24 protein-coding genes are annotated in these 25,261 nt (G+C 61.5%); 6 read left to right on the forward strand and 18 right to left on the reverse strand.

All coding sequences use genetic code 11. The features are described from left to right. Positions 1 to 38 precede the first annotated feature (38 nt). Positions 39 to 1,457 (reverse strand): DEAD/DEAH box helicase, encoded by a 1,419-nt coding sequence (locus tag NKI22_RS10605; RefSeq protein ID WP_023717542.1) that lies wholly within the window; start codon positions 1,455 to 1,457, stop codon positions 39 to 41. A gap of 387 nt (positions 1,458 to 1,844) precedes the next feature. Between NKI22_RS10605 and NKI22_RS10610 the strand changes: the two genes are divergently transcribed. Both NKI22_RS10610 and NKI22_RS10615 read left to right on the forward strand, forming a co-directional pair. Then, complete coding sequence (locus NKI22_RS10610; protein WP_023717541.1) at positions 1,845 to 3,377, forward strand: acyl-CoA carboxylase subunit beta; 1,533 nt, start codon at positions 1,845 to 1,847, stop codon at positions 3,375 to 3,377. A 7-nt stretch (positions 3,378 to 3,384) separates the two neighbouring features. Next, positions 3,385 to 4,455: a M48 family metallopeptidase gene (locus NKI22_RS10615; RefSeq protein ID WP_352958419.1), complete on the forward strand. Its 1,071-nt coding sequence runs from the start codon at positions 3,385 to 3,387 to the stop codon at positions 4,453 to 4,455. 43 nt (positions 4,456 to 4,498) lie between these two features. On the opposite strand, the gene NKI22_RS10620 is transcribed toward NKI22_RS10615, so the two are convergent. Both NKI22_RS10620 and NKI22_RS10625 read right to left on the reverse strand, forming a co-directional pair. After that, entirely contained in the window at positions 4,499 to 6,505 is a 2,007-nt protein-coding gene (locus NKI22_RS10620) for a hypothetical protein (RefSeq protein WP_352643133.1), read from the reverse strand. Further along, on the reverse strand, positions 6,502 to 8,052 hold the full coding sequence (locus tag NKI22_RS10625; protein WP_352643135.1) for an NAD(P)H-hydrate dehydratase: 1,551 nt from the start codon (positions 8,050 to 8,052) through the stop codon (positions 6,502 to 6,504). The genes NKI22_RS10620 and NKI22_RS10625 overlap by 4 nt, the downstream gene beginning before the upstream one ends. 364 nt (positions 8,053 to 8,416) lie before the next feature. On the opposite strand from NKI22_RS10625, the gene NKI22_RS10630 reads away from it, so the two are divergent. Further along, the gene (locus NKI22_RS10630) at positions 8,417 to 8,755 is read left to right on the forward strand and encodes a P-II family nitrogen regulator (RefSeq protein WP_019857988.1); all 339 of its coding nucleotides are present in this window, start codon (positions 8,417 to 8,419) and stop codon (positions 8,753 to 8,755) included. 54 nt (positions 8,756 to 8,809) lie between these two features. Beyond that, positions 8,810 to 10,219 (forward strand): type I glutamate--ammonia ligase, encoded by a 1,410-nt coding sequence (glnA, locus tag NKI22_RS10635; RefSeq protein WP_023717536.1) that lies wholly within the window; start codon positions 8,810 to 8,812, stop codon positions 10,217 to 10,219. Between the two features lie 118 nt (positions 10,220 to 10,337). On the opposite strand, the gene NKI22_RS10640 is transcribed toward glnA, so the two are convergent. After that, positions 10,338 to 11,378: a glutamine synthetase beta-grasp domain-containing protein gene (locus NKI22_RS10640; RefSeq protein ID WP_023717535.1), complete on the reverse strand. Its 1,041-nt coding sequence runs from the start codon at positions 11,376 to 11,378 to the stop codon at positions 10,338 to 10,340. A 317-nt stretch (positions 11,379 to 11,695) separates the two neighbouring features. Here NKI22_RS10640 and NKI22_RS10645 point away from each other — a divergent pair, with 317 nt between their 5' ends. Then, a complete protein-coding gene (locus tag NKI22_RS10645; RefSeq protein ID WP_352643139.1) occupies positions 11,696 to 11,890 on the forward strand; it encodes a DUF2735 domain-containing protein in 195 nt (64 codons plus the stop codon). Between the two features lie 89 nt (positions 11,891 to 11,979). Here NKI22_RS10645 and NKI22_RS10650 read toward each other — a convergent pair whose 3' ends face one another. The 10 genes from NKI22_RS10650 to NKI22_RS10695 all read right to left on the reverse strand — a co-directional run bounded on the left by NKI22_RS10650 (position 11,980) and on the right by NKI22_RS10695 (position 21,859). Beyond that, positions 11,980 to 13,869 (reverse strand): MFS transporter, encoded by a 1,890-nt coding sequence (locus NKI22_RS10650; protein WP_352643141.1) that lies wholly within the window; start codon positions 13,867 to 13,869, stop codon positions 11,980 to 11,982. A gap of 185 nt (positions 13,870 to 14,054) precedes the next feature. Beyond that, positions 14,055 to 14,846, reverse strand: coding sequence for an ATP12 family chaperone protein (locus NKI22_RS10655; protein ID WP_352643143.1), 792 nt, complete (start codon positions 14,844 to 14,846; stop codon positions 14,055 to 14,057). Positions 14,847 to 14,848: 2 nt separating this feature from the next. Next, positions 14,849 to 15,706 (reverse strand): DMT family transporter, encoded by an 858-nt coding sequence (locus NKI22_RS10660; RefSeq protein ID WP_084642491.1) that lies wholly within the window; start codon positions 15,704 to 15,706, stop codon positions 14,849 to 14,851. 68 nt (positions 15,707 to 15,774) lie between these two features. Beyond that, a complete protein-coding gene (locus NKI22_RS10665; protein ID WP_352643145.1) occupies positions 15,775 to 16,755 on the reverse strand; it encodes an RluA family pseudouridine synthase in 981 nt (326 codons plus the stop codon). Between the two features lie 62 nt (positions 16,756 to 16,817). Beyond that, on the reverse strand, positions 16,818 to 17,153 hold the full coding sequence (locus NKI22_RS10670) for a DUF190 domain-containing protein (protein ID WP_352815380.1): 336 nt from the start codon (positions 17,151 to 17,153) through the stop codon (positions 16,818 to 16,820). Continuing rightward, positions 17,150 to 17,605 carry a fluoride efflux transporter CrcB gene (gene crcB, locus NKI22_RS10675; protein ID WP_352643161.1) on the reverse strand — a complete coding sequence of 152 codons (456 nt, stop codon included), beginning with the start codon at positions 17,603 to 17,605 and terminating at the stop codon, positions 17,150 to 17,152. The genes NKI22_RS10670 and crcB (NKI22_RS10675) overlap by 4 nt, the downstream gene beginning before the upstream one ends. Before the next feature lie 29 nt (positions 17,606 to 17,634). Further along, the gene (crcB, locus tag NKI22_RS10680) at positions 17,635 to 18,021 is read right to left on the reverse strand and encodes a fluoride efflux transporter CrcB (protein ID WP_031193553.1); all 387 of its coding nucleotides are present in this window, start codon (positions 18,019 to 18,021) and stop codon (positions 17,635 to 17,637) included. A gap of 31 nt (positions 18,022 to 18,052) precedes the next feature. After that, positions 18,053 to 18,883, reverse strand: a complete 831-nt coding sequence (locus NKI22_RS10685; protein WP_023717527.1) for an aspartyl/asparaginyl beta-hydroxylase domain-containing protein — start codon at positions 18,881 to 18,883, stop codon at positions 18,053 to 18,055. Positions 18,884 to 19,018: 135 nt separating this feature from the next. Continuing rightward, positions 19,019 to 20,329: a replication-associated recombination protein A gene (locus tag NKI22_RS10690; protein ID WP_352815382.1), complete on the reverse strand. Its 1,311-nt coding sequence runs from the start codon at positions 20,327 to 20,329 to the stop codon at positions 19,019 to 19,021. Positions 20,330 to 20,371: 42 nt separating this feature from the next. Next, positions 20,372 to 21,859 (reverse strand): DegQ family serine endoprotease, encoded by a 1,488-nt coding sequence (locus NKI22_RS10695; protein WP_352587578.1) that lies wholly within the window; start codon positions 21,857 to 21,859, stop codon positions 20,372 to 20,374. A 106-nt stretch (positions 21,860 to 21,965) separates the two neighbouring features. On the opposite strand from NKI22_RS10695, the gene NKI22_RS10700 reads away from it, so the two are divergent. After that, positions 21,966 to 22,664 (forward strand): hypothetical protein, encoded by a 699-nt coding sequence (locus tag NKI22_RS10700; protein ID WP_352815384.1) that lies wholly within the window; start codon positions 21,966 to 21,968, stop codon positions 22,662 to 22,664. 21 nt (positions 22,665 to 22,685) lie between these two features. Here the strand turns inward: NKI22_RS10700 and rplQ are convergent, their stop codons facing one another. From rplQ to rpsM, 4 genes are all read right to left on the reverse strand, one after another. Further along, positions 22,686 to 23,117, reverse strand: coding sequence for a 50S ribosomal protein L17 (gene rplQ, locus NKI22_RS10705; RefSeq protein WP_023675127.1), 432 nt, complete (start codon positions 23,115 to 23,117; stop codon positions 22,686 to 22,688). 39 nt (positions 23,118 to 23,156) lie between these two features. Then, on the reverse strand, positions 23,157 to 24,167 hold the full coding sequence (locus NKI22_RS10710) for a DNA-directed RNA polymerase subunit alpha (protein ID WP_023675128.1): 1,011 nt from the start codon (positions 24,165 to 24,167) through the stop codon (positions 23,157 to 23,159). Positions 24,168 to 24,273: 106 nt separating this feature from the next. Next, complete coding sequence (gene rpsK / locus NKI22_RS10715) at positions 24,274 to 24,663, reverse strand: 30S ribosomal protein S11 (protein WP_006205444.1); 390 nt, start codon at positions 24,661 to 24,663, stop codon at positions 24,274 to 24,276. A 139-nt stretch (positions 24,664 to 24,802) separates the two neighbouring features. Continuing rightward, complete coding sequence (rpsM, locus tag NKI22_RS10720) at positions 24,803 to 25,171, reverse strand: 30S ribosomal protein S13 (protein WP_006205445.1); 369 nt, start codon at positions 25,169 to 25,171, stop codon at positions 24,803 to 24,805. Positions 25,172 to 25,261 lie beyond the last annotated feature (90 nt).

Consider the following 25,261-nt stretch of genomic DNA (forward strand, 5'->3'; position numbering starts at 1 on the left):
TGACCAAGCCAAGCTTGGCCGACCGCAACACGGTCAGGCTATGCGGCCCGCGCTGCCGGCCGCTTACCGCCGAAGCGGCGCTTGTTGTTGCCCTTGAAGGGCTTGGCGCCTTCCGGCTTGCGCTCGCCCGCAAAGGCTGGCTTGTCGCCGAACCGCTTCTTGCCGAAGCCGTTGTTTGCGCCGCCGGGCCGCCTGCCGTCGCGACGGCCATTGTGGTCGTTGCGATCATTGGCCGGTTCGAAACTACGCTCGTTCTTCTCGGCGGGATTGCGCTGTGGATCGGGGCTGCCGAGATGGTCGGCAACGATCGGCAGCTTGGTGCGGATGATGCGCTCGACCTGGCGCAGCTTGCTGTTTTCGGACGGGTCGCAGAGCGTGATGGCGATGCCGTCCATGCCGTTACGGCCGGTGCGGCCGATGCGGTGGACATAGCTCTCCGCCTCGTCCGGCAGGTCGAAATTCACCACATGGCTTATGCCCGGCACGTCGATGCCGCGCGCCGCAATGTCGGTCGCCACGAGAATGCGCACCGAACCCTCGCGGAAATCGTTGAGTGCCTTCTGGCGAGCGTTCTGCGACTTGTTGCCGTGGATGACGGCGGCCTTGAAGCCGTCACGCTCGAGATCCTTTGTCACCCTGTCGGCGCCATGCTTGGTGCGCGAAAAGATGATGACGGACTTCATCGCCTCGTCGGCAAGCATGTTGGCCAGCACCTGACGCTTCTGCTTGGTGCGGGCAAAGACGACGCCCTGCACGATCTCGGCGGCCGCGGTGCTGTGAGGAGCGACTTCGACGCGAATCGGGTTCTTCAGCAGGCCTTTCGCCAGTTCGGCGATTTCGGCCGGCATGGTTGCCGAGAACAGCACCGTCTGACGGTCCGGCGCCGTCGCCCTGGCGATGCGCTTGACGTCGTTGATGAAGCCCATGTCGAGCATGCGGTCGCCTTCATCCAGCACCAGCCATTTGGTGTCGGCAAGCACGAGGTCGCCTTCACGCACCAGGTCGGTCAGCCGACCTGGCGTTGCGATCAGGATGTCGACGCCGGGCGCAACCTTCTTCACCTGGCTGAAGCGCGAGACGCCGCCAAGCACCAGCGCTGTCGAGACATGCGCGCCCTTGGCAAGCAGCTTGATCATCTCCTCGATCTGCACGGCGAGTTCGCGCGTCGGCGCCAGGATCAGTGCGCGGGCTGTCTTCGGCCGGCGCTTGGTGCCAAGTGCGATGATCTTCGACAGGATCGGCAGCGCGAACGCCGCCGTCTTGCCCGAGCCGGTCTGGGCGATGCCGAAAATGTCGCGGCCTTCGAGCTGCGGCGGGATCGCCTGGGCCTGGATCGGCTTCGGATCGGTAAAGCCGGCGGCATTCGTGGCCTTGAGCAGTGCGCCGGTAATTCCAAGTGCGGCGAAACCGTTCAGTTCCCCAGCGTCCTTACCGGTCAAAGTGTTTTCATTGGTCAAAATATTCTTCTTTCATGCGGCTCCTGGCCGCAAACATCAATGGCGGCAGGGCGCAACCTGCCGTCGAAAATTGTCATGAAACGACAAGGCGGGCGGACGTTATCGTCCGCACGGCAGCGCTGTCGTGCCCGCAGGCATCATGCCACGGGGCTTTTTCGCCACCTTGCCGATATGTCGGGAAGAGGGAAAACAGACGCAACCAGTCTCATTCATCGAGAAGGCCGGATTATCCCGGCCCAAGCGCCTATGCCGCCGCATATGGCCCAGTTCGCATCGAAATGCAAGGGGCCTGATGCTGCAGCGCAGCAAAAGCCATTAGGAAGCGGCGCTTGCGCTCTCTCCCAGGCATGATTACCACAATCAAGCTTTCCGTTTCGGGGACCGGTCATGAAGGACGTGCTGAAGGAACTCGAGCGCCGCCGCGAGGTCGCTCGCATGGGCGGCGGCCAGGCCCGCATCGACGCCCAGCACAAGAAGGGCAAGCTGACCGCCCGCGAACGCATAGACGTCTTTCTCGACGAGGGCTCGTTCGAGGAGTTCGACATGTATGTCGAGCACCGCTCGACCGATTTCGGCATGGAGAAAACCAAGATCGCCGGCGACGGCGTCGTTACCGGCTGGGGCACCGTCAACGGTCGCCCGGTCTATCTTTTCGCCAAGGATTTCACCGTGTTCGGCGGCTCGCTGTCCGAGGCGCATGCCGAAAAGGTGGTCAAGGTGCAGGAGATGGCACTGCGCAACCGCGCGCCGATCATCGGCCTCTACGACGCCGGCGGCGCCCGCATCCAGGAAGGCGTGGCGGCCCTCGGCGGCTATGCCGAGATCTTCCAGCGCAATGTACTGGCCTCCGGCGTCATTCCGCAGATTTCACTGATCATGGGCCCTTGCGCCGGCGGCGACGTCTATTCGCCGGCGATGACCGACTTCATCTTCATGGTCCGCGACACCTCCTATATGTTCGTCACCGGCCCGGATGTGGTGAAGACCGTCACCAATGAGACGGTCACCGCCGAAAGCCTCGGCGGCGCTTCCGTCCACACGACGAAGTCCTCGATCGCCGACGGAGCCTACGACAATGACGTCGAGGCGCTGCTGCAGATGCGCCGGCTGGTCGATCTGCTGCCCGCCTCCAACACGGCGGAAATTCCCGAGATCGAATGCTACCAATCGGTCACCGATCACGATCTGTCGCTCGACCGGCTGATTCCCGACAATGCCAACAAACCTTACGACATCAAAGAGTTGATCCTTAAAGTTTCCGACGAGGGTGACTTCTTCGAGATCCAGCAGAATTTTGCGAAAAACATCGTCACCGGCTTCGGCCGTGTCGAAGGCCGCACAGTCGGCTTCGTGGCCAACCAGCCGATGGTGCTGGCCGGCGTGCTCGATTCGGATGCCAGCCGCAAGGCCGCGCGTTTCGTGCGCTTCTGCGACTGCTTCTCGATCCCGATCGTCACCTTCGTCGACGTGCCGGGCTTCCTGCCCGGCACCGCGCAGGAATATGGCGGGTTGATCAAGCACGGCGCCAAGCTTCTGTTCGCCTATGCCGAAGCGACCGTGCCAAAGATCACCGTCATCACCAGAAAGGCCTATGGCGGCGCCTATGATGTCATGGCGTCAAAACATCTGCGCGGCGATATGAACTATGCCTGGCCAACGGCGCAGATTGCGGTGATGGGCGCCAGGGGCGCGGTCGAGATCATCTATCGCAAGGACATCGGCGACGCGGAGAAAATTGCAGCACACACAAAGGCTTACGAGGATCGCTTTTTATCGCCCTTCGTTGCCGCCGAGCGCGGCTATGTCGACGAGGTGATCATGCCGCATTCGACCCGCCGCCGCATCGCCCGCGCGCTCAGGATGCTGCGCAACAAGGATATGCAAAACCCTTGGAAGAAACACGACAACATCCCGCTGTGAGGGGCTGATGTCGCGCCTGGTCCTCTACATGGGAGCGCGTTTCGGCAGATTTGCCATCCTGCTCTTCGCTCTCCCGCTGTTCTGCCCAATAGTCCTGTGGTTCTGGCTCCTCGATTGGCATCCGCTCGCCGTCATCGCGACTGGTGCTGTTGCAATCCCGGCCGCGATGCTGGCCATCGTTCTGTTGATCGGAACATTGTTCGCCGGTTTTCGACCCAGCAAGGTCAAGGGGATTACTCGGGAATCAGCCCCGAAGCTGTGGGCTGTCTGGGAGAGTATTGCCGGCAAACACCGCGCCAGCCGAACGAGGATCATCCTGAGCGACGATCTCAACGCCAGCGTCGGTGAAGAGCGGCCGTTTCTAGGCTTGCTTGGTCGCAGGCCGATTCTCACCATCGGCCTGCCATTGCTCGCAGCGACCGACCAAAAGGCATTTGCGGCGATCTTGGCTCATGAGGACGCCCATCTGAAAAACAAAGATACAAATGGCGGACTCAACCTGGCCGAACTCGAGAAAAGCTTCGATCTAATCTTCGACTTCGCTCCTCCGGGGAAAACCGTTTCAGGCAGCCTGTTCTACTGGATGCTTGGTCCGCTGTCGCGCACTCTGGAGCGCGAAGAAATACGGTTGTCGCGACGAGCGGAAATTGACGCAGATCGCCATGCAGCGACGTCCGGCGACGCACATGATGCGGCCCGCGCCCTGCTTCTGATCGGTGCCGCCAGTGCGTTCTTCGATGATCAAGTCTATAGCCCGCTCCAGCGTGAACTGCTTGGCGCCATGGCTCCGCCCCGTCCACCACTCGAAAGGGTCCTGGCGGCCGCCGCTCACTTGTCGAGACTTCCCATTCTGCAGGAGTATGCTCAAAAAGCGTGGGACGCGCGAGATAACGAAAGTGCGGACCATCCGCCCTGGTCCGAACGTCTGATTGCTCTTGGATTTAGCTCGGCTCCAGAGATAGAACCAATTCTGGTTTCTGCCTTGTCGAGCCTGCTGAGCGATGCGTTCGTCGCCGAACGCGTCCGCCATTTCGACGGCGAATGGATATCGAACATCGCCGACGACCTCGATCGATAGCTATCCACCTGGAACTACTGCGGCCAATGCCTCAGTCGGTGGCCTATTCCTCTTCCGCAGCACCGAACCCGGCTCCCATCGTCGCGCGGGCAGCGCCCGACCACGGCGTGGCGTGATTGTCGATGCGCATCTGGAAGATAAAATAGGTCGGCGAGCAGAAGCCGATGCCTTTCACCTTGCCGATGCCGGGCGTATCGGGTGGCAGCGACTGGCACATGTAATCCTCGCGGCAGAAATGGTCGGCCGAGCAGGCAGGACGATTGCCGCGATTGACGGCACCGCCCAGGCACTGGTCGAAATTATTGGTCGCTACGCAGGTGTCGAATTTTTTGCCGCCGACCAACCCGCAAATCTCGTTCGGCATCGGTTTGCCCGTCTTGAAGGCGGCAAAGCTGCGATCCCGGTCGTCGCAGCCGCGATAGGCAATCCCCGCCGGCACACCGATCTTCGGCGGCCGGCAGGTGTAGGCGGCGCGCGAAATGCTTGGCGCGAACGCCGCGAACTGGCCGGTGATGGTATAGCGGTCATTGAAAGGCTGTTCCGGGTTGCTGGCGATCGAGCCGGTCAGGCATGGATGGCCGGAAAACATGTTTTCGCTGTCCTTGGGCAGCAGGCATTGCGCCAGCTTGGTGCGCACGCCGGACACGGTCGCCAGCGGCGTGCAGACGGTGCCGCCGCCGCATTGCCAAGTCGCGCCAAAGCGGGCCGCATCCGCCGGCATCAGGCACGGCATCGCCATCTCGGCCGGCGAATAGGCGATCTGTCCAGCATCGCTCCATGTCGCCGGCGGCGCGAAGGACAGCGGGCGGAAGCGGTTCGGTTCCTTGCCGTCGGCAGTCGCGTGCAGCCAGGCGACGCGACGCGGGATGTCGGCGTGGAGATGCGGCGAGATGCCGACCTCGATGCGGTTGAGCGGCGAGGTCGTCTTGTCATCGAGGCCGATGAAATGGAAACCGGCGGTCGAGCCCGCCTGATGGCAGCCTTGGCAGGCGCCGTTGTCCAGCCGCTCGACCAATGCCTCTGGCGTGCGCACCAGCTTCAGCGCAGAGAAATCGAGCCCTTCGAAATCCGCGGGCTGGAACAGCGGCGTGAACGGGTGGTTGGCCTGCCTTGCGCTGCCGAAGGTCGACCACGAAATGACCTTCCTTGCCAAAAACTCATCGGGGATTTGGTAGACGCCGAGATCGACCGCCGCAACATTGGTGCGGACATAGTCGGCAAGTCTTGCTTTCAGCGCGGCGTCTTCGGCAAGACGTGCCATGTCGGGCGTGTTTTCCAGCGGCTTTTCGCTGACAGCCGTTCCGTCGATGCCGAAAATTCGCATGAGATAGGCAGCCTGCCCGCCGAATTCGGTCTCCTGGCCGGAGGGGAAGCGGATCACTTGCGCATTGAGCTCGAGCTGTTTGAAGGTGAGCGCCGCCCTTTCCAGCGGCCCGCCGGTCAGCCAGCCGGCATCGACGCTCTCGTCGAGCTGTGGTGCCCAGCGTCCGGCGACGCCGACACAGCCGCCATCGACATCCGGCGTGGCATTGTAGACGGCACTGAAATTGAACGGCAGGCGCGAGGCCAAAACCTTGCCGTTCTTCTTGAAGCTGTAGGCGAGGCGATAGATAAAGCGCACTTCGCCGCAACTCCCGTCGCCTTTCAGCGCGGCGAAGTCGCGCCGGTCGAGCCGGTTGACCACGCCGACGAGGCGGAACCGCGCTGCGTCGGTCCTCAGCCAGCGTATGTCCATGACACGGCCAACATTGCCGTCGGTCACCTCGTACAGCGGCCGGCCGCCGGCCTTCATCTCGGTCCGCAATGCTGCGACGTCGCTTGCAATCGTTTCGACGATCGCGTGGTAAGCCGGCGCCTTGTCATAAAGCGTCTTCAAATCGCCCTTGCCGTCGACGCCGAAAATGCCGGCGAAGCCAAAGCCCTTGGCATCGAGAGCAGCAAGTACCGCTGGATCATCGACGATGGTCACCGGCTGCTCAGCGGCATTCGCCGACAGTGTCGCCAAAGCGGCCATGACGAGCGTGGTGAAAAGGAGTGCAATGCGTCTCATCGAAGGTCCGGCTGGCTTTCGATCAATTCCCGCAGCACTGGCACCAGAGCCGACGGTAGATCCTCGGCGATCAAGCCGGGCCCGAAACGACGGCCGGCCTCGGCGTGGATCCAGACCGCCGCGCAGGCAGCCTGGAAGGCCGCCATGCCTTGCGCCAGCAATCCGGCCGCGATCCCCGACAGAACGTCACCAGAGCCAGCCGTGGCCAGCCACGGCGCACCGTTGGCATTGATCGCGGCCCTGCCGTCGGGCGCCGCGATCACCGTGTCGGCACCCTTGTAGACGACAATGGCATTGGCGCGCTTTGCTGCTTCGCGCGCCTTGGTCACTTTGGACTGTTTTTTGTTCCCAGCGATATCTGGAAAAAGCCTGGCGAATTCACCCTCATGTGGCGTCAGCACCAGTGCCGGTGACCATGTCTGACGCGCTGCGTCGAACAGTGCCTGAGGCTGAAGCGCCAACGAGGTGATGGCGTCGGCATCCAGAACGATGGCACTGGCGTGAATTTCAGGCGTAGCCGCTGATGCGCGGGTCAGATCCGCGATCGCCGCAATCAACTGCAATGCGAAATCGCCGACCTTGGGTTTCGGCCCGAGCCCCGGTCCGAACACCAGCGCCTCGGGATGCCGCGCCACGAGGAATTCCTGCACCTCTTCGGGCGAGCCGGCCTCGCGCAGCATGATCGAGGTCAGATGCGCGGCGTTCACCTGCATGGCGTTTCCAGGTGAAAGCACAGTTACTGCCCCTGCCCCACTGCGAGCCGCGGCCATGGCCGACAACCTCGCTGCGCCCGTCGCACTCGGTCGGCCGGAAAAGACAGCAACATGGCCACGCTTGTATTTATGCGAATCGACAGCCGTTCTCGGGAAGTACCATCGCAGCCAAAGTTCCGGTGTGTTCTCGAACGCCGTGACCTTGAGCTGATCGATGATCCCATCCGGAATGCCGATATCGGCGACGATGATCTCGCCGCACAGCTCGCGCCCCGGCATCAGCAGATGGCCTGGCTTTTTCCGCACGAAAGTCACCGTGACCTCGGCCTGGAAGTGAGCGTTAGTCAAGCCGGTCTCGCCTGACACACCCGAAGGCAAATCGATCGAGACCACCGGGACGCGCTCAGCGCTGCTCAAGCCTGAGACGGCCAACGCATGCATCGAAATGTCCTTGGACAGTCCCGCGCCGTAGAGTGCGTCCACGACCACTTCACCCGCTTCCGGGTAGCAATGGCCAATGTGTTCCACGGGCAAGTTGCAGGCATCAGAGGCCAACGCGGCATCGCTTCCGGGTTTCTGCTTGCCTTCGGCCCAGACGGCAACGTTCATGCCGGCCTCTGCCAACAACCGCGCCACGACATAGCCGTCGCCGCCATTGTTGCCGGGGCCGCACAGGACATGGACGCGTCTCGCTTGGGGATAGCGCGCCAGGACGACGGCAGCGACCGCTTCGCCGGCGCGCCGCATGAGGCCGAAGCCATCGAGTGGCCCGGCCGCAATCGCCAGCCGATCGGCCTCGGCCATTTCAGACGGAGACAAAAGTTCGTTGCTCATGGAATATCAGGCGACATGCACATCATTTCCCCAAGCATTGTCCAGTTTTTGATCCGACGCAAACAACGAAGGTCCCTAAGCAAAGTTGGCGGCGTACCTCGTTCGGGACGACGGCGCGCAGCTGCTCATGAAATATCCGATCTGCCCAATTTTTGTGCGGACGGCAGGACCGGCGGTGTGTAGGCTCGCGGTGTTCATGGCGCATCCGACGCAGCGAATGATGCGAATGTACATTCCTGCGCGGCATGGTATCCAAATCATGTGAGGCTGCTCGGCGCCCCATCAATTGGCACAGTTCGTGCTTGATTGAGGCGCAAGCGGGGCTCACAACCCGTCTTTTTTGGCAGTGGAGGCCACTTTTTACATGAAAAAGATCGAAGCGATCATCAAGCCGTTCAAGCTAGACGAAGTGAAAGAAGCGCTTCAGGAGGCCGGGCTGCAAGGTATCACCGTTACCGAGGCCAAAGGGTTTGGCCGCCAGAAGGGCCATACCGAGCTTTATCGCGGTGCCGAATATGTCGTCGACTTCCTGCCGAAGGTGAAAATCGAGGTCGTGCTCGGCGACGATGCCGTCGAAGCCGCGATCGAAGCCATCCGCAAGGCGGCCCAGACCGGCCGCATCGGCGACGGCAAGATCTTCGTCTCCAACATCGAGGAAGTCGTACGCATCCGCACCGGCGAAACCGGCATGGACGCGGTCTGAATTTTCCCGTTAAAAGGCCATGTTCAAAACGTCATCACATAGGGAAGCAGGGACATGACGACAGCCAAAGACATCATGAAGCAGATCAAGGACAACGACGTGAAGTTCGTCGATCTGCGCTTCACCGATCCGAAGGGCAAACTGCAGCACGTTACTATGGATGTCGTCGAGGTCGAGGAAGACATGTTTGCCGATGGTGTCATGTTCGACGGTTCCTCGATCGCCGGCTGGAAAGCGATCAACGAGTCCGACATGGTGCTGATGCCCGATCCCGATACGGTGCATATGGACCCGTTCTTCGCCCAGTCGACCATGGTCATCCTGTGCGACATCCTCGATCCGATCTCGGGAGAATCCTACAACCGCGACCCGCGCGGCACCGCCAAGAAGGCCGAGGCCTACATGAAGGCGGAAGGCATCGGCGACCAGATCTTCGTCGGTCCTGAAGCCGAGTTCTTCGTGTTCGACGACGTCAAGTACAAGGCCGACCCCTACAATACCGGCTTCCGGCTGGATTCGACCGAATTGCCGTCCAATGACGACACCGATTACGAGACCGGTAACCTCGGCCACCGGCCGCGCATCAAGGGCGGCTATTTCCCGGTGCCGCCGATCGATTCGGCACAGGACATGCGCTCGGAAATGCTCACCGTGCTCGCCGAGATGGGCGTGCGCGTCGAAAAGCACCACCATGAAGTGGCCGCCGCCCAGCACGAGCTCGGCATCAAGTTCGACACGCTGGTCCGCAACGCCGACAAGATGCTGATCTACAAATATGTCGTGCACCAGGTCGCCAATGCGTACGGCAAGACGGCCACTTTCATGCCGAAGCCGGTATTCGGCGACAATGGCTCTGGCATGCACGTCCACCAGTCGATCTGGAAGGAAGGCAAGCCGACCTTCGCCGGCAACGAATATGCCGGCCTGTCCGAGAGCTGCCTGTTCTACATCGGTGGTATCATCAAGCATGCCAAGGCGATCAACGCCTTCACCAACCCGCTGACCAACTCCTACAAGCGCCTGGTGCCCGGCTATGAAGCGCCGGTGCTGCTCGCCTATTCGGCTCGCAACCGCTCGGCCTCGTGCCGCATTCCGTTCGGCTCGTCGCCGAAGGCCAAGCGCGTCGAGGTCCGCTTCCCCGATCCGGGCGCGAACCCCTATCTTGCCTTTGCCGCCATGCTGATGGCCGGCCTCGACGGCATCAAGAACAAGATCCATCCGGGACAGCCGATGGACAAGGATCTCTACGACCTTCCGCCGAAGGAATTGAAGAAGATCCCGACCGTCTGCGGCTCGCTGCGCGAAGCCCTGCAGAGCCTCGACAAGGACCGCGGCTTCCTGAAGGCCGGCGGCGTATTCGACGACGACCAGATCGACAGCTACATCGAGCTTAAGATGGCCGAGGTGATGCGCTTCGAAATGACCCCGCATCCGGTCGAATACGATATGTACTATTCGGTCTGATCTGGATCGTTGCAGCCAACAAAAAAACCCCGGCGGAGACGCCGGGGTTTTTTTTTATTGCGATGCGATCGGAGAGAACGTCACGGCGCAGACCTGAGGTCTACGCCGGGACGAATGTTCAAGCCGCGGCCGAAACCTCGGCGCTGGTCGGGACGGAGGCGATCGTCTTCAATATCTGCGAGGCAATCTGGTAGGGGTCGCCCTGCGAGTTCGGACGGCGATCCTCGAGATAGCCCTTGTAGCCGTTGTTGATGAAGGAGTGCGGCACACGGATCGAGGCGCCGCGGTCGGCGATGCCGTAGCTGAACCTGTTCCACGGCGCGGTCTCGTGCTTGCCGGTCAAACGCTTGTCGTTGTCCGGACCGTAGACGGCGATGTGATCCATCAGGTTCTTGTCGAAAGCCGCCATCAGCGCTTCGAAATACGCCTTGCCGCCGACTTCTCGCATATAGGCGGTCGAGAAGTTGGCATGCATGCCGGAGCCGTTCCAGTCGGTATCGCCGAGCGGCTTGCAGTGATATTCGATGTCGATGCCGTATTTCTCGGTCAGGCGCTGCATCAGATAGCGTGCCATCCACATCTGGTCGGCGGCCTTCTTGGAGCCCTTGCCGAAAATCTGGAATTCCCACTGGCCTTTGGCCACTTCGGCGTTGATGCCTTCATGGTTGATGCCGGCGGCGAGGCAAAGGTCGAGATGCTCCTCGACGATCTGCCTGGCGACGGAGCCGACATTGCTGTAGCCGACGCCGGTGTAGTACGGGCCTTGCGGCGCCGGATAGCCACTCTCGGGGAAGCCGAGCGGGCGGCCGTCCTTGTAGAAGAAATACTCCTGCTCGAAGCCAAACCAGGCACCCTCGTCGTCGAGGATGGTGGCGCGCTTGTTGGATGCATGCGGCGTCACGCCGTCCGGCATCATGACCTCGCACATGACGAGCGCGCCATTGGTGCGGGCGGGATCCGGATAGACGGCGACCGGCTTCAAAACGCAGTCGGAGCTGTGGCCCTCGGCCTGCATGGTCGAAGAACCGTCGAAGCCCCACAGCGGAAGCTGGTCGAGCGTCGGAAACTCGGCATAGTCCTTGACCTGCGTCTTTCCGCGAAGATTGGGAACCGGGGTGTATCCATCGAGCCAAATGTACTCGAGCTTGTATTTCGTCATTCTAGCCTCTCGTTGCTTGATCACCGAACCCTGGATGGCGCCGGGGCGAGCCGGCCTATCCAGCAGCCGACCTGCCGACTGTTAAAATGCAATTCGTGTGCCATTTGGCTGGCGACGGGTGCGGCAAAAGCGATGTAGTGTCGGCGCAAAATTGCTGAGCCGTCGTAATTGTGCGATCGGATCGCTCACAAGCATAGTTTGCATAAATATTGTGCAGCTACTGATCTTTTTATAATCATGTTGCCTAATTCGATTGCGAAACCTATCTTGGGGAAAGGTTGAATCGGCAAGGTTGTGCCGAAGAAAGGAAACCGACAATGGAAATCACTTCCACTCGTCAGTCGGCCAAAATCCTGATGTTCCCGGTGGCAGCGCGCGCTTCTGCCTCAAATTTAAGCGGAAAGGCTAAGTTCGCAGCAGAACTTGCTTCTTTGCGCAACCGAACGGATTTCGGAAGTGCCTGGTATCATGAGGCAGCGATCGAAGAAGCGAAAAACGATCGGAAGAGCTGAGCCTCCCCATCTCTCGTCTCCCTCCGATGAATCGCAAAGCCCGGCGCGATCGCTCGCGCCGGGCTTTGCTTTGAATCGGGACAGGTCGGCTATTGCTTGGTATGCAGGTCTGTTCCGAGGGTATCCCTGATGAAGATCATGCCGATGACCAGCGACATCGCCGCGATCACCACCGGGTACCAGAGACCGTAGTAGATGTCGCCCTTGTAGGCGCTGAGCGCGAACACCGTCGCCGGCAGCAGCCCGCCGAACCAGCCATTGCCGATATGGTAGGGCAGCGACATTCCGGTGTAGCGGATGCGGGTCGGAAACATCTCGACCAGGATCGCGGCGATCGGCCCGTACACCATCGTGACGAAGATCACGAGGATGAGCAGGATGCCGATCGTCATCGGCCAGTTGACCGCCGCCGGGTCGGCGAACATGGCGAAGGGACCGCCGCCCGGTATGGTGTAGACGGTGACCTCGGGAGCTCCCGCGGCCTCATCGGCACTCAGCAGCTTGTCCTTGATCGCCTGCTCGGTCGGAACCGTCGCCTTCTCGCCGGCGCGGATCGCGGCCGCGTCGAGCTTCAGCTCGGGATTGGCCGCGATGAAGGCTTCGAGCTTCTGGTCCGGCACCTTGGCCGCTGCCCGCCTCAGCGGGTAGCCACCGTCCTGAAGCGCTGTGTTGACCGCCTTGGCGAAGGCGGCGTCCTTGGCCTTGGCCTGGTCGCCGGCGGCAGTAGCGTCATACGACGCAACCGTCTCGTTGCCGATTTTGACCGACGCAGCGGTGCCGGGGGCTGCCGTGGCCACTACGTCATAAGGCACCGAGTTCTTGGTCAGGAACGAGGTGGCGATATCACAGGACGTGGTGAACTTCGCCGTGCCCACCGGATTGAACTGGAACTTGCAGTCTCCCGGTGCCGCGGTCACCGTCGCCCGGGTGTTCTGCTGCGCGGTGGCGAGCGCCGGGTTGGCTGCCCAGGTCAGCGCCTTGAACAACGGGAAAGTGCAGACGATCGCCAGTGCAAGGCCGGCCATGATGATCGGCTTGCGACCGATCTTGTCGGAGAGCCAGCCGAACACGACGAAAAAGATGGAGCCGACCGCCAGCGCGATTGCGATCATGATGTTGACCGACTGCGCGTCGACCTTGAGCACGTTGGTTAGGAAGAACAGCGCGTAGAACTGGCCATTGTACCAGACCACGGCCTGGCCGGCTGTGAGGCCGAGCAGTGCCAGCAGCGCAATCTTTGCGTTCTTCCATTGGCCGAAGGCTTCCGTCAATGGCGCCTTGGAGCCTTTGCCTTCGTCCTTCATGCGCTGGAAGGTCGGCGATTCAGAAAGCGACAGCCGGATCCATATCGAAATCCCGAGGAGCAGAAAGGAAACGATGAAAGGAATGCGCCAACCCCACGCGGCGTAGGTTTCCTTGGCCATCGACCCCTGGACGATCAGGATGACGACCAGCGACAGGAACAGGCCGAGCGTTGCCGTCGTCTGTATCCACGACGTGTAGTAGCCGCGGCGATCGTCGGGTGCGTGCTCGGCGACATAGGTCGCGGCACCGCCATACTCGCCACCGAGCGCCAGGCCTTGCAACATGCGCAAGATGATCAGGATCACGGGAGCGGCAATGCCCAAAGTCGCATAGCCAGGCAGCAAGCCGACCAGGAAGGTCGACAGGCCCATGATCGTCATCGTGACAAGGAAAGTGTATTTACGGCCGACAAGATCGCCGATGCGGCCGAACAGCAATGCGCCGAACGGACGCACGAGGAAGCCAGCGGCGAAAGCCAGAAGCGCGAAGATATTGCGCGTAGCTTCCGGGATGGTTGGGCTGAAAAAAGTCGAACCAATGAACACTGCCAACGAGCCGTAGAGATAAAAATCATACCATTCGAAAACGGTGCCGAGCGAGGAGGCGAAGATGACCTTCTTCTCCTCGCGCGTCATGCCGCGGCTTGTTTTGCCGGCGGTCGATGCCATTGCCATGAGTGTATCCTCCCGTGTGATTCCGTCGGTCCTCGATGCTGCGCGTCATCGTCCGCGTTTCCTCGGAACGCAGACTCAGTGCAGCCACCGGTGCAAAAAATGACAGAAAGCAGTGCCCAGAGGCAGACCGCCTTTGGGATTATGACTTTGGTCTAATGTGCAGTGCGAAATAGCGGCCGGTGCCGTCAGCCTTTGAGCGCTTCGAGCAGGCTGACTGCCGCCATCATGTCGCGCTTGCGGGCGGCGCGGCGGGCGACGGCCTCGGCATCATGGCCCCATTGCTCGGCCTGCCAGTCCTCGTCGACATGGCCGGCAGCCCAGGCCACCTCGCCGTCGAGCTCGCCGAAATCGACGGCCAGCGCCAGCAGCGCCGATCCGGTCAGCGAGGTCATGACGTAGATGGCAGCAAGGCGCAGCGGATCGGCACGTTGGGCTAGATGCTGGCCAAGCAGCGCGATACTCTCGCGCGGCTGCTCGACGTGGATCACGCCTTCGGCGAGCTGGAACCGGGCGCCGAGCGCGCTGCGCGCCCAGTCGATGACCGGATCCCAATGCTCGTTCTGCCGGTCGACCAGCCCCTGTGGTGTATCCGCGCGGTAGCAGAGCAGATCTGATGAGGCGAAGCGCAGGATGTCCTCCAGCACCGCCTGGGGATCACTGGCGACCCCATCGATTGCGGTGTTGACCAGACGCATCACCGGCATCGTTACCGGGTCGATGGTCTCCTCCTGTGCGGCGAATTCCTCGGCGACGAGAGCAGCCGCCTTTTCGGTCGGCAGCGCCAGCAGCGCCTTGGCCGGTGTGCGGACGGGCTTGCCATCGAGATGGACGGCAAAACCATCCTCGACCGGTGCCACCGCGACGGTCTTGTAGAAGCGTTTTGGCAGCGGCGTCTTCATCTGGATCTGGGCGCGACGCACCGGATCCGGATCGGAGAGCTGCTTTCCAGCTTCGAGGTCGTTCAAAATATCGCGCATGCTCATCCGGGGCTTTGTTTTCGGGCCGGCCGGTTGACGATGATAAGACCGGCGGCGATCAGGCCGAGTGCCAGAAAGATACGAACGGTCAACGGCTCGTTCAAGAACACGGCGCCGCAAAGCACGCCGAAGACCGGCGACAGGAAGGTGAAGCTCGACAGGCCAGATGCAGGGTAGCGCCGCAGCAGCCAAAACCACAGCACATAGGTGAAGGCGACAACGTAGACGGCCTGGAACAACAGCGCCAAGGTCGGCAGAAGGGTAAAGCTGCGGACGGGCGGCCCGGCAAAGGGCATCACCAAAATGCCGACGGCGGCGGCACCGGCCAGCTGATAGAGCAGCAGCTTTTCGGCGCTGGCCTCCACCAGTTTCGACCGCTTGATGACAATGTTGGTCACGGCCCACAGAATGCCGGCGCCGAGACTGAGCAGGTCGCCGCTCAACGTCTCGCCACCATTAGCGCTCAGTTTGTCGGAAAACACCGCGACCAGCCCGGCGAAAGCGAGCAGAAGCCCAACGAGCTTGCGTGCCGTGATGCTTTCGTCCAGCAGGAAATGGCCGCCGACCAGCATCCAGAACGGCATGGTGTTGACCAGCAAGGTGTTGCGCACGACGGTGGTGTGCTCGAGCCCGACATACAGAAACAGGAACTCGAGACCGAAAAGCGCGCCTGCCAGAATGCCGGCGACGAGAGTCTTGTCGGGCGTGAACAGCGCGATGCCGCGCCAGCGGCACCAGCCGAAAACACACAGGCCGCCGATCACCGAGCGGGCGATCGATAGGAAAACGGGATCGTAGCCGGCATAGGAGATCTTGGCGGCGACGTAGTTCAGGCCCCAGGAAAAGGTCAGCCCGACCATGATGGCGGCGGCCGCCAGATCGACCGCGTCACGGCGGTCGAGCGTATCTGTGGCGACGCCCACCGGCCCTAGTCCTCCGCGCTTGCGTCGTCGAAGCCGATCAGGTTCCAGCTCTGGCGCATGTGCGGCGGCATCGGCGCGGTGACGTCGACAAACCCCTTATCGGGATGCGGGATGACGATGCGGCGGGCGTGCAGATGCAGGCGGTTTTGCATGCCGCCTGGAAAATCCCAATTGGTGTCGGCTTCGAAATATTTGGGGTCGCCGATGATCGGGCAACCGATATGGGCGGCATGAACACGAAGCTGATGAGTGCGCCCGGTATAGGGTTCCATCTCCAGCCACGACAGGGTCTGCGCCGCCTGTTCGACGATGCGGTAATAAGACACGGCGTGGTCGGCGCCCTTTTCGCCATGCTTGGCGATGCGCACGCGATCGCCGTCGGGCGTCGGTTCCTTGATCAACCAGGTCGAGATCTTGTCCTCGCGCTTCGGCGGCACACCTTTGACCAGCGCCCAGTAGGTTTTCTTCGTCTCACGCGCCCGGAACGCTTCGGCGAGCTTCATGGCGGCGAGCCTTGTACGGGCGACAACCAGCACACCCGACGTGTCGCGGTCGAGCCGGTGCACCAGGCGCGGCTTCTCGCCCTTCTGGTTGCGCCAGGCTTCCAGCATGTCGTCGACATTGCGGGTAACGCCCGAACCGCCCTGAACCGCTAGGCCGGCCGGCTTGTTGAAGACGAAGACCTTCGGGTCCTCATGGATCAGCATCTTGGCCAAGACATCGGCATCGCCCTGGTTGCGTATCGAATGGCCGGTGAGCGGGCTTTCGCCTTTCTTGTCCACTTCGAGCGGCGGCACACGCACCGTCTGGCCGGCTTCGACGCGTGTATCGGCCTTCACCCTGCCGCCGTCGACGCGGATCTGGCCGGAACGCAGCAGCTTCTGCAGATGACCGAAACCGAGACCGGGGAAATGGGTCTTGAACCAGCGGTCGAGCCGCATGCCCGCCTCACCGGTATCCACTGTGATCTGTTCAACGCCTGCCATGATTCCAATCGCCGTTTTGCGAACATGCAACGGCATTCGCCGGCACCCGCAATCTCACTCGGTTATTCGTTGTCGGTTCCATATTGCAGAACCTGAACTTTCTCCAGCGTGATCAAGCCACTTGTCATGATTGTTTCAAGCACGGGCAGAAAAGCGGCCAATTTTTCCTCGTCGTCGACGATCTCGATGACAAGGGGAAGGTCCTCCGAGAGACGGAGGATCTTCGTGGTGTGAAGTCGGCTGGAATGGCCAAATCCCATCGCCCCGCGCAGGACGGTCGCGCCGGCAATCTGCATTTCGCGGGCCTTCACGATGACCTCATACAGCGGACGGCCATCTGCCCTGTCGTTTTCGCCGATAAATATGCGCAGCAATTGTGCCAGTGGTGGTATCTTCATTGCCTGGATCCTCTCAGCCGGTTGAGGCGCACTGCAAAGATGTGGCCAAGCCAGACGGCGGCAAGCCAGGCCACCACGGAGATCGCGATATTGAGTGCCGCCGCCACAAGCTTCCCGCTTTGCGCGAGGGTGAGTGTTTCAAGGCTGAAAGCGGAGAAGGTCGTCAGGCCACCGCAGAAGCCGGCCATGAAGAACTGGCGCTGCAGCGGACTGGCGAAGACGCGACCATCCGGTCCCGTCAATGTCGCATAGAAGCCGATGAGGAATGAGCCGACAATGTTGACGAGGAGCGTGCCGAAGGGAAATCCAGTGCCCCACCAGGCGGTGCTCGCCAATGAGGCGAGCGCCCGCAGCACGCCGCCGATCATGCTGCCAGCGGCCACGGTCGCATAGATACGAACCGTTTGGCTCGTTCGGCGCCAGCCAATGAGGCGCGCCGCACGCCCCGCCATCCCGTCGGAGCGGAGCTTCTGCGGGCCGCTCATGGCGCCCCGCTGCCAATCAGAAGACTTCCCGCGGCAAAGCCCAGCGTCACGCCGCCGAGGCTCAGGAAAACCGAAAGCAGCACATTTCCGCCGGCGCGCAGCCATTCGCCCTCACGCGCCAGCGCCAGCGTCTGCAGGCTGAATGAAGAGACCGTGGTGTAGCAGCCGAGGCCGCCGGTGACGACAAAGGCCCAAAGGGCAGGCATGCCGTCGCGCGCCACGGCATGCGCAACGACGCCGATTGCAAACGCCCCCGACACATTGACGACCATCGTGCCCCAAGGAAAGGTCTCGCCGACCCGGCGGGCGACGAAGCCGGACAGGAAGAAGCGGGCCATTGCACCGATCGCGCCACCAAGACAGACAAGCAACAGATGATACATCGTGCTCCCTCGCGCCAGTTACGCTACGGTGTCAGGCAGCTCCGACCTTCTTCGGCTTGCTGGACGCGATCATCTTCCAGTTCTTGTAGAACATGGCATTGATGCGCTCGACGCTGACCGAAACAATGGCGAGGAGCGTCGAGATCAGACCGGGAAACGGCGATGGGCGAATGATGTCCATGAACACGCAGTAGCGGCGCCCGTCATACTCGTTGACCGAGCGATGAAGCAGCGTGTCGTCGAAGATGAACAGCGGGTTCTCGTGCCAGTAATTCTTGGCGTTGCCACACTGGACGAACACTTCCGATTTCACCGGGATGAGGTTGTAGAGAATGCGCAGGCTGAGCCGGAGCGGGCCAAAGTGCCAGGAAGTCGATTCCCTGCCGCTGAACACAGAGACGGCAATCGTCTTGATGTATTTGAAATCCTTGTTGAATTCGGCGACGTTGTCTATTTTGTGCTTGCCATACCACTGATAGACATACATGCCGCGCCGGCCGCTGCCGAAATTGGCGTCGATGTCGGCGATGATCTCGTCCTTGCGTGCCTTGAAGACATCCAGGACCTCGTTGACCTCGCGCTGGTAGTCCGGAGGAAACTGGTCCAATTTCCAGACACCGCGGTTTCTATAGCACAGCAGATCCACCAGCAGATTGAAGGGCGAAAGCAGCCAGGTGAAGATGCCGTTGCCCAGGAAATAACCACTGAACAGCGCCCAATTCTTGTTGTCGTTGCGCAACACGTCGATCAGGCCGAGGACGATGAAAATCGTCGTCAGAATGGGAATGACATAGAAGCCGAGCGCCAGCAGCGGAATGGCTATGGCGAACTTCCGAAGGGTTTTGCGGGATTTTTTTGTCATTTTTCCACGCGCCAGGCGCGATTCCGTTCTGAATATCGTCGGTACGTTTCTGGCCTGCCGCCGGCCGAAGGCGCATCTTGATAGGGTTTTTTATCCCACCAGACAACGCCGATCACACCAGTGTGCGACTGGCAGCTACTTTTCCCGCTCGCTGCGCAGCTTCGCCCAATAGTCCAGCCGCTTCCTGATATCGCGCTCGAAGCCGCGCTCGGGCGGATCGTAGAATGTCTGCCTTCCCATCTTCTCAGGAAAATAGTCCTGGCCGGAAAAAGCGTCGGGCTCGTCGTGGTCGTAGCGATAGCCGGCGCCGTAATCTTCCTGTTTCATCAGCTTGGTCGGCGCATTGAGAATGTGCTTGGGCGGCAGCAGCGAACCGAATTCCTTGGCCGCCTGTGTGGCGGCCTTGAATGCGGTATAGACTGCATTGGATTTCGGCGCGGTAGCGAGATAGACGGTAGCCTCGGCGAAGGCCAGTTCGCCCTCGGGCGAGCCCAGATAGTCGTAGGCTTCCTTGGCGGCGTTGGCGACGACGAGTGCCTGCGGGTCGGCCAGCCCGACATCCTCCATCGCCATGCGCACCAACCGGCGCCCGAGATAGAGCGGATCCTCGCCGGCGTCGAGCATGCGAGCCAGATAGTAGAGTGCTGCGTCGGGGTCGGAGCCGCGCACCGATTTGTGCAAGGCGGAGATCAAATTGTAATGGCCGTCCTGGCCCTTGTCGTAGATCGGCGCGCGGCGCTGGACGATGCGCTGTAACGCCTCGGCGCCAAACACCTCACCTGATTTGGCGGCACGCCAGACCTCTTCGGCCAGTGTCAGCGCCGCGCGGCCGTCGCCGTCGCTCATGCGGATGAGCATCGCCCGCGCCTCGTCATCGAGCGGCAGCGCCCTGCCCTCTGCCTCCTCGGCCCGCGCCAGGAGCTTGGCGATGCTGTCCTCGCCGAGCGAGTGAAAGACCAGGACGCGTGCGCGCGACAGCAGCGCGGCGTTAAGCTCGAAGGACGGGTTCTCCGTGGTGGCGCCGACCAGCACGACGGTGCCGTCTTCCATCACGGGCAGAAAACTGTCCTGCTGGGCGCGGTTGAAGCGATGGATCTCGTCGACGAACAGCAGTGTCTGGCGGCCGTTGGAGCGGCGCAGCTTCGCTGCCTCGAACACTTTCTTCAGGTCGGCAACGCCGGAAAACACGGCCGAGATCTGTTCGAAAGCGAGGCTTGTCTCGCCGGCAAGCAGCCGTGCGACCGTGGTCTTGCCGGTGCCGGGCGGGCCCCAGAAGATCATCGAGCCGAGCGAGCCGGAGCCGATCAGCCGCGTCAGCGCGCCGTCGGGACCGGTCAGATGCTCCTGGCCGACGACCTCGCCGAGGTTCTTCGGGCGCAGACGGTCGGCCAGCGGCCTGCCGGGCGGCGTCTTTTCCGGTTCATCGACACTGAACAGATCGGCCATGCAACTTCTTCTGCCTGGAGCCCGACCATGCTGACGTCGGGCTTAGTAACGCAACACCTGGCGCAGTATCTGCCCGCCGCGCTCGACGGTAAAGCGCCACCAGCGTGTATCCTGCTGGGCTATCTGTTCCAGGGTCGCCGCCTTGTCGATCGTCAGGCCATTGACCTCACGCACGATGTCGCCCGGCTGGAAACCAAAATCGGCAGCGGGCGAATCGCGGTTGATATCGACGACGGTGACGCCTTTGACATCGGTGCGCAGACCAAGCCGCTGGGCAAGCCGTGGCGATAGTTCGGCAACCCTGGCACCGGAAAACGGGCTACGGCCGCGCAATGTGAGCTCCGCAGCTTTGGCGCCCTCAGGCGGCCGTTCCAGCGCGATGTCCATCGTCGCCTGCTGACCCTTGCTCAGAACGCCGAAGCTGGCATTCGTACCGATCGACAGCGTCGCCATCCGGTAGTCCAGCGCCCCGACGCTCTCGACCGGCTTGCCGTTGAGCGACAGCACCACGTCACCAGGCTTGAGCCCTGCCTTGGCAGCGGGTCCTGCCTCTTCGACCGAAGAAACCAGCGAGCCGGCCGGTTTGTCCATGCCGAGCGATTCGGCAATCTGCGGCGTCACCGCCTCGAATTCGGCACCGACATACGGCCGCTCGAAGAAGTCGAGCCCGGCCTTGGCCGCATCGGCGAAGGCGCGAACCATGTTCGAAGGGATGGCAAAGCCGATGCCAATCGAACCGCCGCTACGGCTATAGATCGCGGTGTTGATGCCGATCAGTTGACCACCCATATTGACCAGCGCTCCACCGGAATTGCCCGGGTTGATGGCGGCGTCGGTCTGGATGAAGAAGCTGGAATCGGAGACGCCGATATGGCTGCGCGCCACAGCCGAAATGATGCCGCTGGTGGTGGTCTGGCCGACACCGAACGGATTGCCGATCGCCAGCACCAGGTCGCCGACCTCGAGCGCGTCGGAATCGCCGATGGCGATCACCGGGAACGGCTTGTCGGAAGAAATCTTGAGCACGGCGAGGTCGAGCGTCTCATCCTTGAGCAGCACCTTGCTGTCGAATTCACGCCCGTCGGCAGTCGCGACCTTGACCTGGTCGGCGTCCTTGACGACGTGGAAATTGGTGACCACGACGCCGGTCGGATCGACCAGCACCCCCGAACCGAGCGAAGACTGCGCGCGCGGCTGCGAGCGGCCGAAGAATTCCTCGAAGAACGGATCGCCGTCGAAGGGCGACGTCACCTTGGCGGTCTGCGAGGCGTAGACATTGACCACGGCCGGGGCCGTCTGCTTGACCAGCGGCGCGAAGGACAGCTGCACCTCCTCGCGGCCGAACGGCACGCGCTTGTCGGGGCCGGAGGTGGCGTTTTCGCCTTCGACGCCATGCAGCAGATCGGTCAGTACGTCGGACAGACCGGGATCTGGCTTGGTCTCCTCCGCTATCGCGTGCCTCGCCGCCGGCACGACGGCCAGCGCCATCAAGGCGCAGATCAGAACAAGGGACAGCCGTTTAACGCGCATTCCGAATCCTCCAAGTCGGGCGCCATTGTCCTGACGATTGTGCAAAATGAAAGGCTAAGCCGCTGAAATCCGATTATTTTGCGCGGCAAAGCAGTTATAGGTCGACGTGACCCCGAAAGCCGCGTCAACGCTCATGAAAAAACAGCTCGTTTCATTCCGTGATTTTTTGAAGACCGGCACTTTGGGGCCCGTGTACCCCGGAATGAAGATGATCGAAATTGCCAAAGTGCTTGGTGCGCCGGACGACTGGCTAACCGAGTATGCTGAGGCGGTGCCCGAGTACTGGTTTTACGGAACGCTTGAGGCCTCATTCGACAAAGACCCGCCACATGAGCTGGATTGGTTTCAGATCGAACATGTGCATGCAATTCGCGGCAAGACCGAACGCATAACGGACCAGTTCGTCCTTTCGATGGAAGGGCTCAATGGCAGAACGAAGCCCTCGGAATTCCTGGAAGCTGGCTTGTGGGCCCCGGACGAGGTGAAGATTTTCTATGCCAAATTTTCAGACTGGGAGTTCACGCTGGATCTCTGCGCTGGCCCTGTCCATATTTTTTTTCGCGTCGATATCGACTTTATCGAGAACGGCGAAATCGAACGATATCTGAGCAAAACATCCGTCGCGCAGATCATCAGTGATATCGACCGGAGAACGGTGGTCGACAGCATCTACTCATACCGACATCCAAGTTCCGAGCAGAGGAGAATAGAACTCGACTGGAAAGTTCTGACCGGAAACGAGTACCTTGCCCTTGTTAGGCAACACATATCGCCCAAACGAAAAGGGGCCCGCAGGCCCCTTTGAACTTCTCAGCAAAACCGAAGCTTATGCGGCTGCGGCTTCCTCTTCGGTGCCTTCGGCCTCGATGCGGGCGCGGTCGCCGGCGCCTTTGGCCGAGGTGTCGCGGTCGACGAATTCGATGACGGCCATTGCGGCATTGTCACCGTGACGGAAGCCGGCCTTCATGATGCGCAGATAGCCGCCATTGCGAGTGGCGTAACGTGGCGCGATTGTGTCGAACAGACGCTTGACGACGCCCTCATTGCCGATCTGGGCAATCACTTGGCGGCGGGCGTGCAGGTCGCCGCGCTTGCCGAGCGTCACCAGCTTCTCGACGATCGGACGCAGATCCTTCGCCTTCGGCAGCGTGGTGAGGATCTGCTCGTGCTCGATAAGCGACACGGCAAGGTTGGCAAACATCGACTTGCGATGGCTTATGCTGCGGGCGAACCGGCGGCCTTTAAATCCGTGGCGCATGGCTCTTCTCCTTCATTGCGGGTTCAAGAGGCCTGAGCCTCAGTATTGATCTTCGTAACGCTTGGCGAGGTCTTCGATGTTTTCCGGCGGCCAGTCCGGCACTTCCATGCCGAGATGCAGGCCCATCGCCGCCAGGACTTCCTTGATCTCGTTCAGCGACTTGCGGCCGAAGTTCGGGGTGCGCAGCATCTCGGCTTCGGTCTTCTGGATCAGGTCGCCGATATAGACGATGTTGTCGTTCTTCAGGCAGTTGGCCGAACGCACCGAAAGCTCGAGTTCGTCGACCTTCTTGAGCAGCGCCGGGTTGAAGGCAAGCTCGGTAACCTGTTCGGCAGCGACTTCCTTCTGCGGCTCGTCGAAATTGACGAACAGGCCGAGCTGGTCCTGCAGGATGCGAGCGGCGAAGGCCACCGCGTCCTCGCCCGAGATCGAACCATCGGTCTCGATGGTCATGGTCAGCTTGTCATAATCGAGAACCTGCCCCTCACGGGTGTTCTCGACCTTGTAGGAGACCTTCTTGACCGGCGAATACAGGCTGTCGACCGGGATCAGCCCTATCGGCGCGTCTTCGGCGCGGTTGCGGTCGGCCGGCACATAGCCCTTGCCGGTGTCGACGGTGAATTCCATGCGGATCTCAGCGCCTTCGTCCAGCGTGCAGATGACGTGGTCGGGATTGAGGATCTCGACGTCGCCGACCGTCTGGATGTCGCCGGCGAGAACCGCGCCCGGTCCCTGCTTGCGCACGACCATGCGCTTGGGGCCATCGCCTTCCATGCGGATGGCGATTTCCTTGATGTTCAACACGATGTCGGTCACGTCCTCGCGCACGCCGGCGATGGACGAGAATTCATGCAGAACGCCGTCGATCTGCACGGCGGTCACAGCCGCGCCACGCAGCGAAGACAGAAGCACGCGGCGCAGCGCGTTGCCGAGGGTGAGGCCGAAGCCGCGCTCGAGCGGCTCGGCGACCAGCGTGGTCAGCGTCTTCTTCTTCGACGAGAACTCGATCTTGTTCGGCTTGATCAGTTCCTGCCAATTTTTCTGGATCATAGTGCTTTCCTTCCGTTGTCCCGCCACCATCCAATCGTGGCGGGCGACCTGGAATGCCGTGGAGGAGCGCCCTTGAGGCGCTCGCGCGGCGTTCGGTAAATTCTCTTTAGACGCGGCGCTTCTTGCGCGGGCGGCAGCCATTGTGCGGGATCGGCGTCACATCACGGATCGAGGTGATGGTGAAGCCTGCTGCCTGCAGCGCCCGCAGCGCCGATTCACGACCGGAGCCGGGTCCACAGACCTCGACCTCGAGCATGCGCATGCCGTGTTCCTGAGCCTTCTTGGCAACATCTTCGGCGGCCATCTGGGCAGCGAAAGGGGTCGACTTGCGCGATCCCTTGAAGCCCTGGGCTCCGGCCGACGACCAGGCAATGGAATTGCCCTGCGCGTCGGTGATGGTGATCATCGTGTTGTTGAAGGTCGAATTGACGTGGGCAACGCCCGACGAGATGTTCTTGCGTTCGCGACGGCGAACACGAGCGGCTTCCTTGGCCATGATAGTCCTTTCAGTTGATCTCTACACCGCCGTAATGCCAGCGGCTCCACCAGGGAGAAGGCAGTAGGGGAATATGGCAGTAGGGCAGTATGTCTGCCGTTCCTATTGCCTTACTGCCCTACTCTCTTACTGCCCTAAATTACTTCTTCTTTCCGGCAATCGACTTGGCTGGGCCTTTGCGGGTGCGCGCATTGGTGTGCGTGCGCTGGCCACGAACCGGCAGCGAGCGGCGGTGACGCAGGCCGCGGTAGCAGCCGAGGTCCATGAGCCGCTTGATGTTCATCGACACTTCGCGGCGCAGGTCGCCCTCGACCTGGTAGTCGCGGTCGATGGTCTCCCGGATCTGCAGCACTTCCGCGTCGGTCAGCTGGTTGACGCGGCGCTCGGCCGGGATGCCGACCTTGTCGACGATCTCCTGGGCGAACTTCTTGCCAATGCCGTGAATGTATTGAAGCGCAATGACGACGCGCTTGTTGGTAGGAATGTTGACGCCGGCTATACGAGCCATGTTCTTCTCTTCTCCATATAGGCCGGACGAGCCGGCGCTTCAAGTTGCCCCGCGTCCGGTGGAGGCCGGCCCTTGCGGGAGTTTCCAGTT

This window comes from Mesorhizobium sp. M0778 (assembly GCF_040320105.1).
Taxonomy (GTDB): Bacteria; Pseudomonadota; Alphaproteobacteria; order Rhizobiales; family Rhizobiaceae; genus Mesorhizobium.

Excerpts from the sequence above, each read along its gene's own strand:
- NKI22_RS10610 (WP_023717541.1), top strand. The coding sequence starts at position 1,845 with ATGAAGGACGTGCTGAAGGAACTCGAGCGCCGCCGCGAGGTCGCTCGC.
- NKI22_RS10615 (WP_352958419.1), top strand. The coding sequence starts at position 3,385 with ATGTCGCGCCTGGTCCTCTACATGGGAGCGCGTTTCGGCAGATTTGCC.
- NKI22_RS10620 (WP_352643133.1), bottom strand. The coding sequence starts at position 6,505 with ATGAGACGCATTGCACTCCTTTTCACCACGCTCGTCATGGCCGCTTTG.
- NKI22_RS10625 (WP_352643135.1), bottom strand. The coding sequence starts at position 8,052 with ATGAGCAACGAACTTTTGTCTCCGTCTGAAATGGCCGAGGCCGATCGG.
- NKI22_RS10630 (WP_019857988.1), top strand. The coding sequence starts at position 8,417 with ATGAAAAAGATCGAAGCGATCATCAAGCCGTTCAAGCTAGACGAAGTG.
- glnA (WP_023717536.1), top strand. The coding sequence starts at position 8,810 with ATGACGACAGCCAAAGACATCATGAAGCAGATCAAGGACAACGACGTG.
- NKI22_RS10640 (WP_023717535.1), bottom strand. The coding sequence starts at position 11,378 with ATGACGAAATACAAGCTCGAGTACATTTGGCTCGATGGATACACCCCG.
- NKI22_RS10645 (WP_352643139.1), top strand. The coding sequence starts at position 11,696 with ATGGAAATCACTTCCACTCGTCAGTCGGCCAAAATCCTGATGTTCCCG.
- NKI22_RS10650 (WP_352643141.1), bottom strand. The coding sequence starts at position 13,869 with ATGGCAATGGCATCGACCGCCGGCAAAACAAGCCGCGGCATGACGCGC.
- NKI22_RS10655 (WP_352643143.1), bottom strand. The coding sequence starts at position 14,846 with ATGCGCGATATTTTGAACGACCTCGAAGCTGGAAAGCAGCTCTCCGAT.
- NKI22_RS10660 (WP_084642491.1), bottom strand. The coding sequence starts at position 15,706 with ATGGTCGGGCTGACCTTTTCCTGGGGCCTGAACTACGTCGCCGCCAAG.
- NKI22_RS10665 (WP_352643145.1), bottom strand. The coding sequence starts at position 16,755 with ATGGCAGGCGTTGAACAGATCACAGTGGATACCGGTGAGGCGGGCATG.
- NKI22_RS10670 (WP_352815380.1), bottom strand. The coding sequence starts at position 17,153 with ATGAAGATACCACCACTGGCACAATTGCTGCGCATATTTATCGGCGAA.
- crcB (WP_352643161.1), bottom strand. The coding sequence starts at position 17,605 with ATGGCGGGGCGTGCGGCGCGCCTCATTGGCTGGCGCCGAACGAGCCAA.
- crcB (WP_031193553.1), bottom strand. The coding sequence starts at position 18,021 with ATGTATCATCTGTTGCTTGTCTGTCTTGGTGGCGCGATCGGTGCAATG.
- NKI22_RS10685 (WP_023717527.1), bottom strand. The coding sequence starts at position 18,883 with ATGACAAAAAAATCCCGCAAAACCCTTCGGAAGTTCGCCATAGCCATT.
- NKI22_RS10690 (WP_352815382.1), bottom strand. The coding sequence starts at position 20,329 with ATGGCCGATCTGTTCAGTGTCGATGAACCGGAAAAGACGCCGCCCGGC.
- NKI22_RS10695 (WP_352587578.1), bottom strand. The coding sequence starts at position 21,859 with ATGCGCGTTAAACGGCTGTCCCTTGTTCTGATCTGCGCCTTGATGGCG.
- rplQ (WP_023675127.1), bottom strand. The coding sequence starts at position 23,117 with ATGCGCCACGGATTTAAAGGCCGCCGGTTCGCCCGCAGCATAAGCCAT.
- NKI22_RS10710 (WP_023675128.1), bottom strand. The coding sequence starts at position 24,167 with ATGATCCAGAAAAATTGGCAGGAACTGATCAAGCCGAACAAGATCGAG.
- rpsK (WP_006205444.1), bottom strand. The coding sequence starts at position 24,663 with ATGGCCAAGGAAGCCGCTCGTGTTCGCCGTCGCGAACGCAAGAACATC.
- rpsM (WP_006205445.1), bottom strand. The coding sequence starts at position 25,171 with ATGGCTCGTATAGCCGGCGTCAACATTCCTACCAACAAGCGCGTCGTC.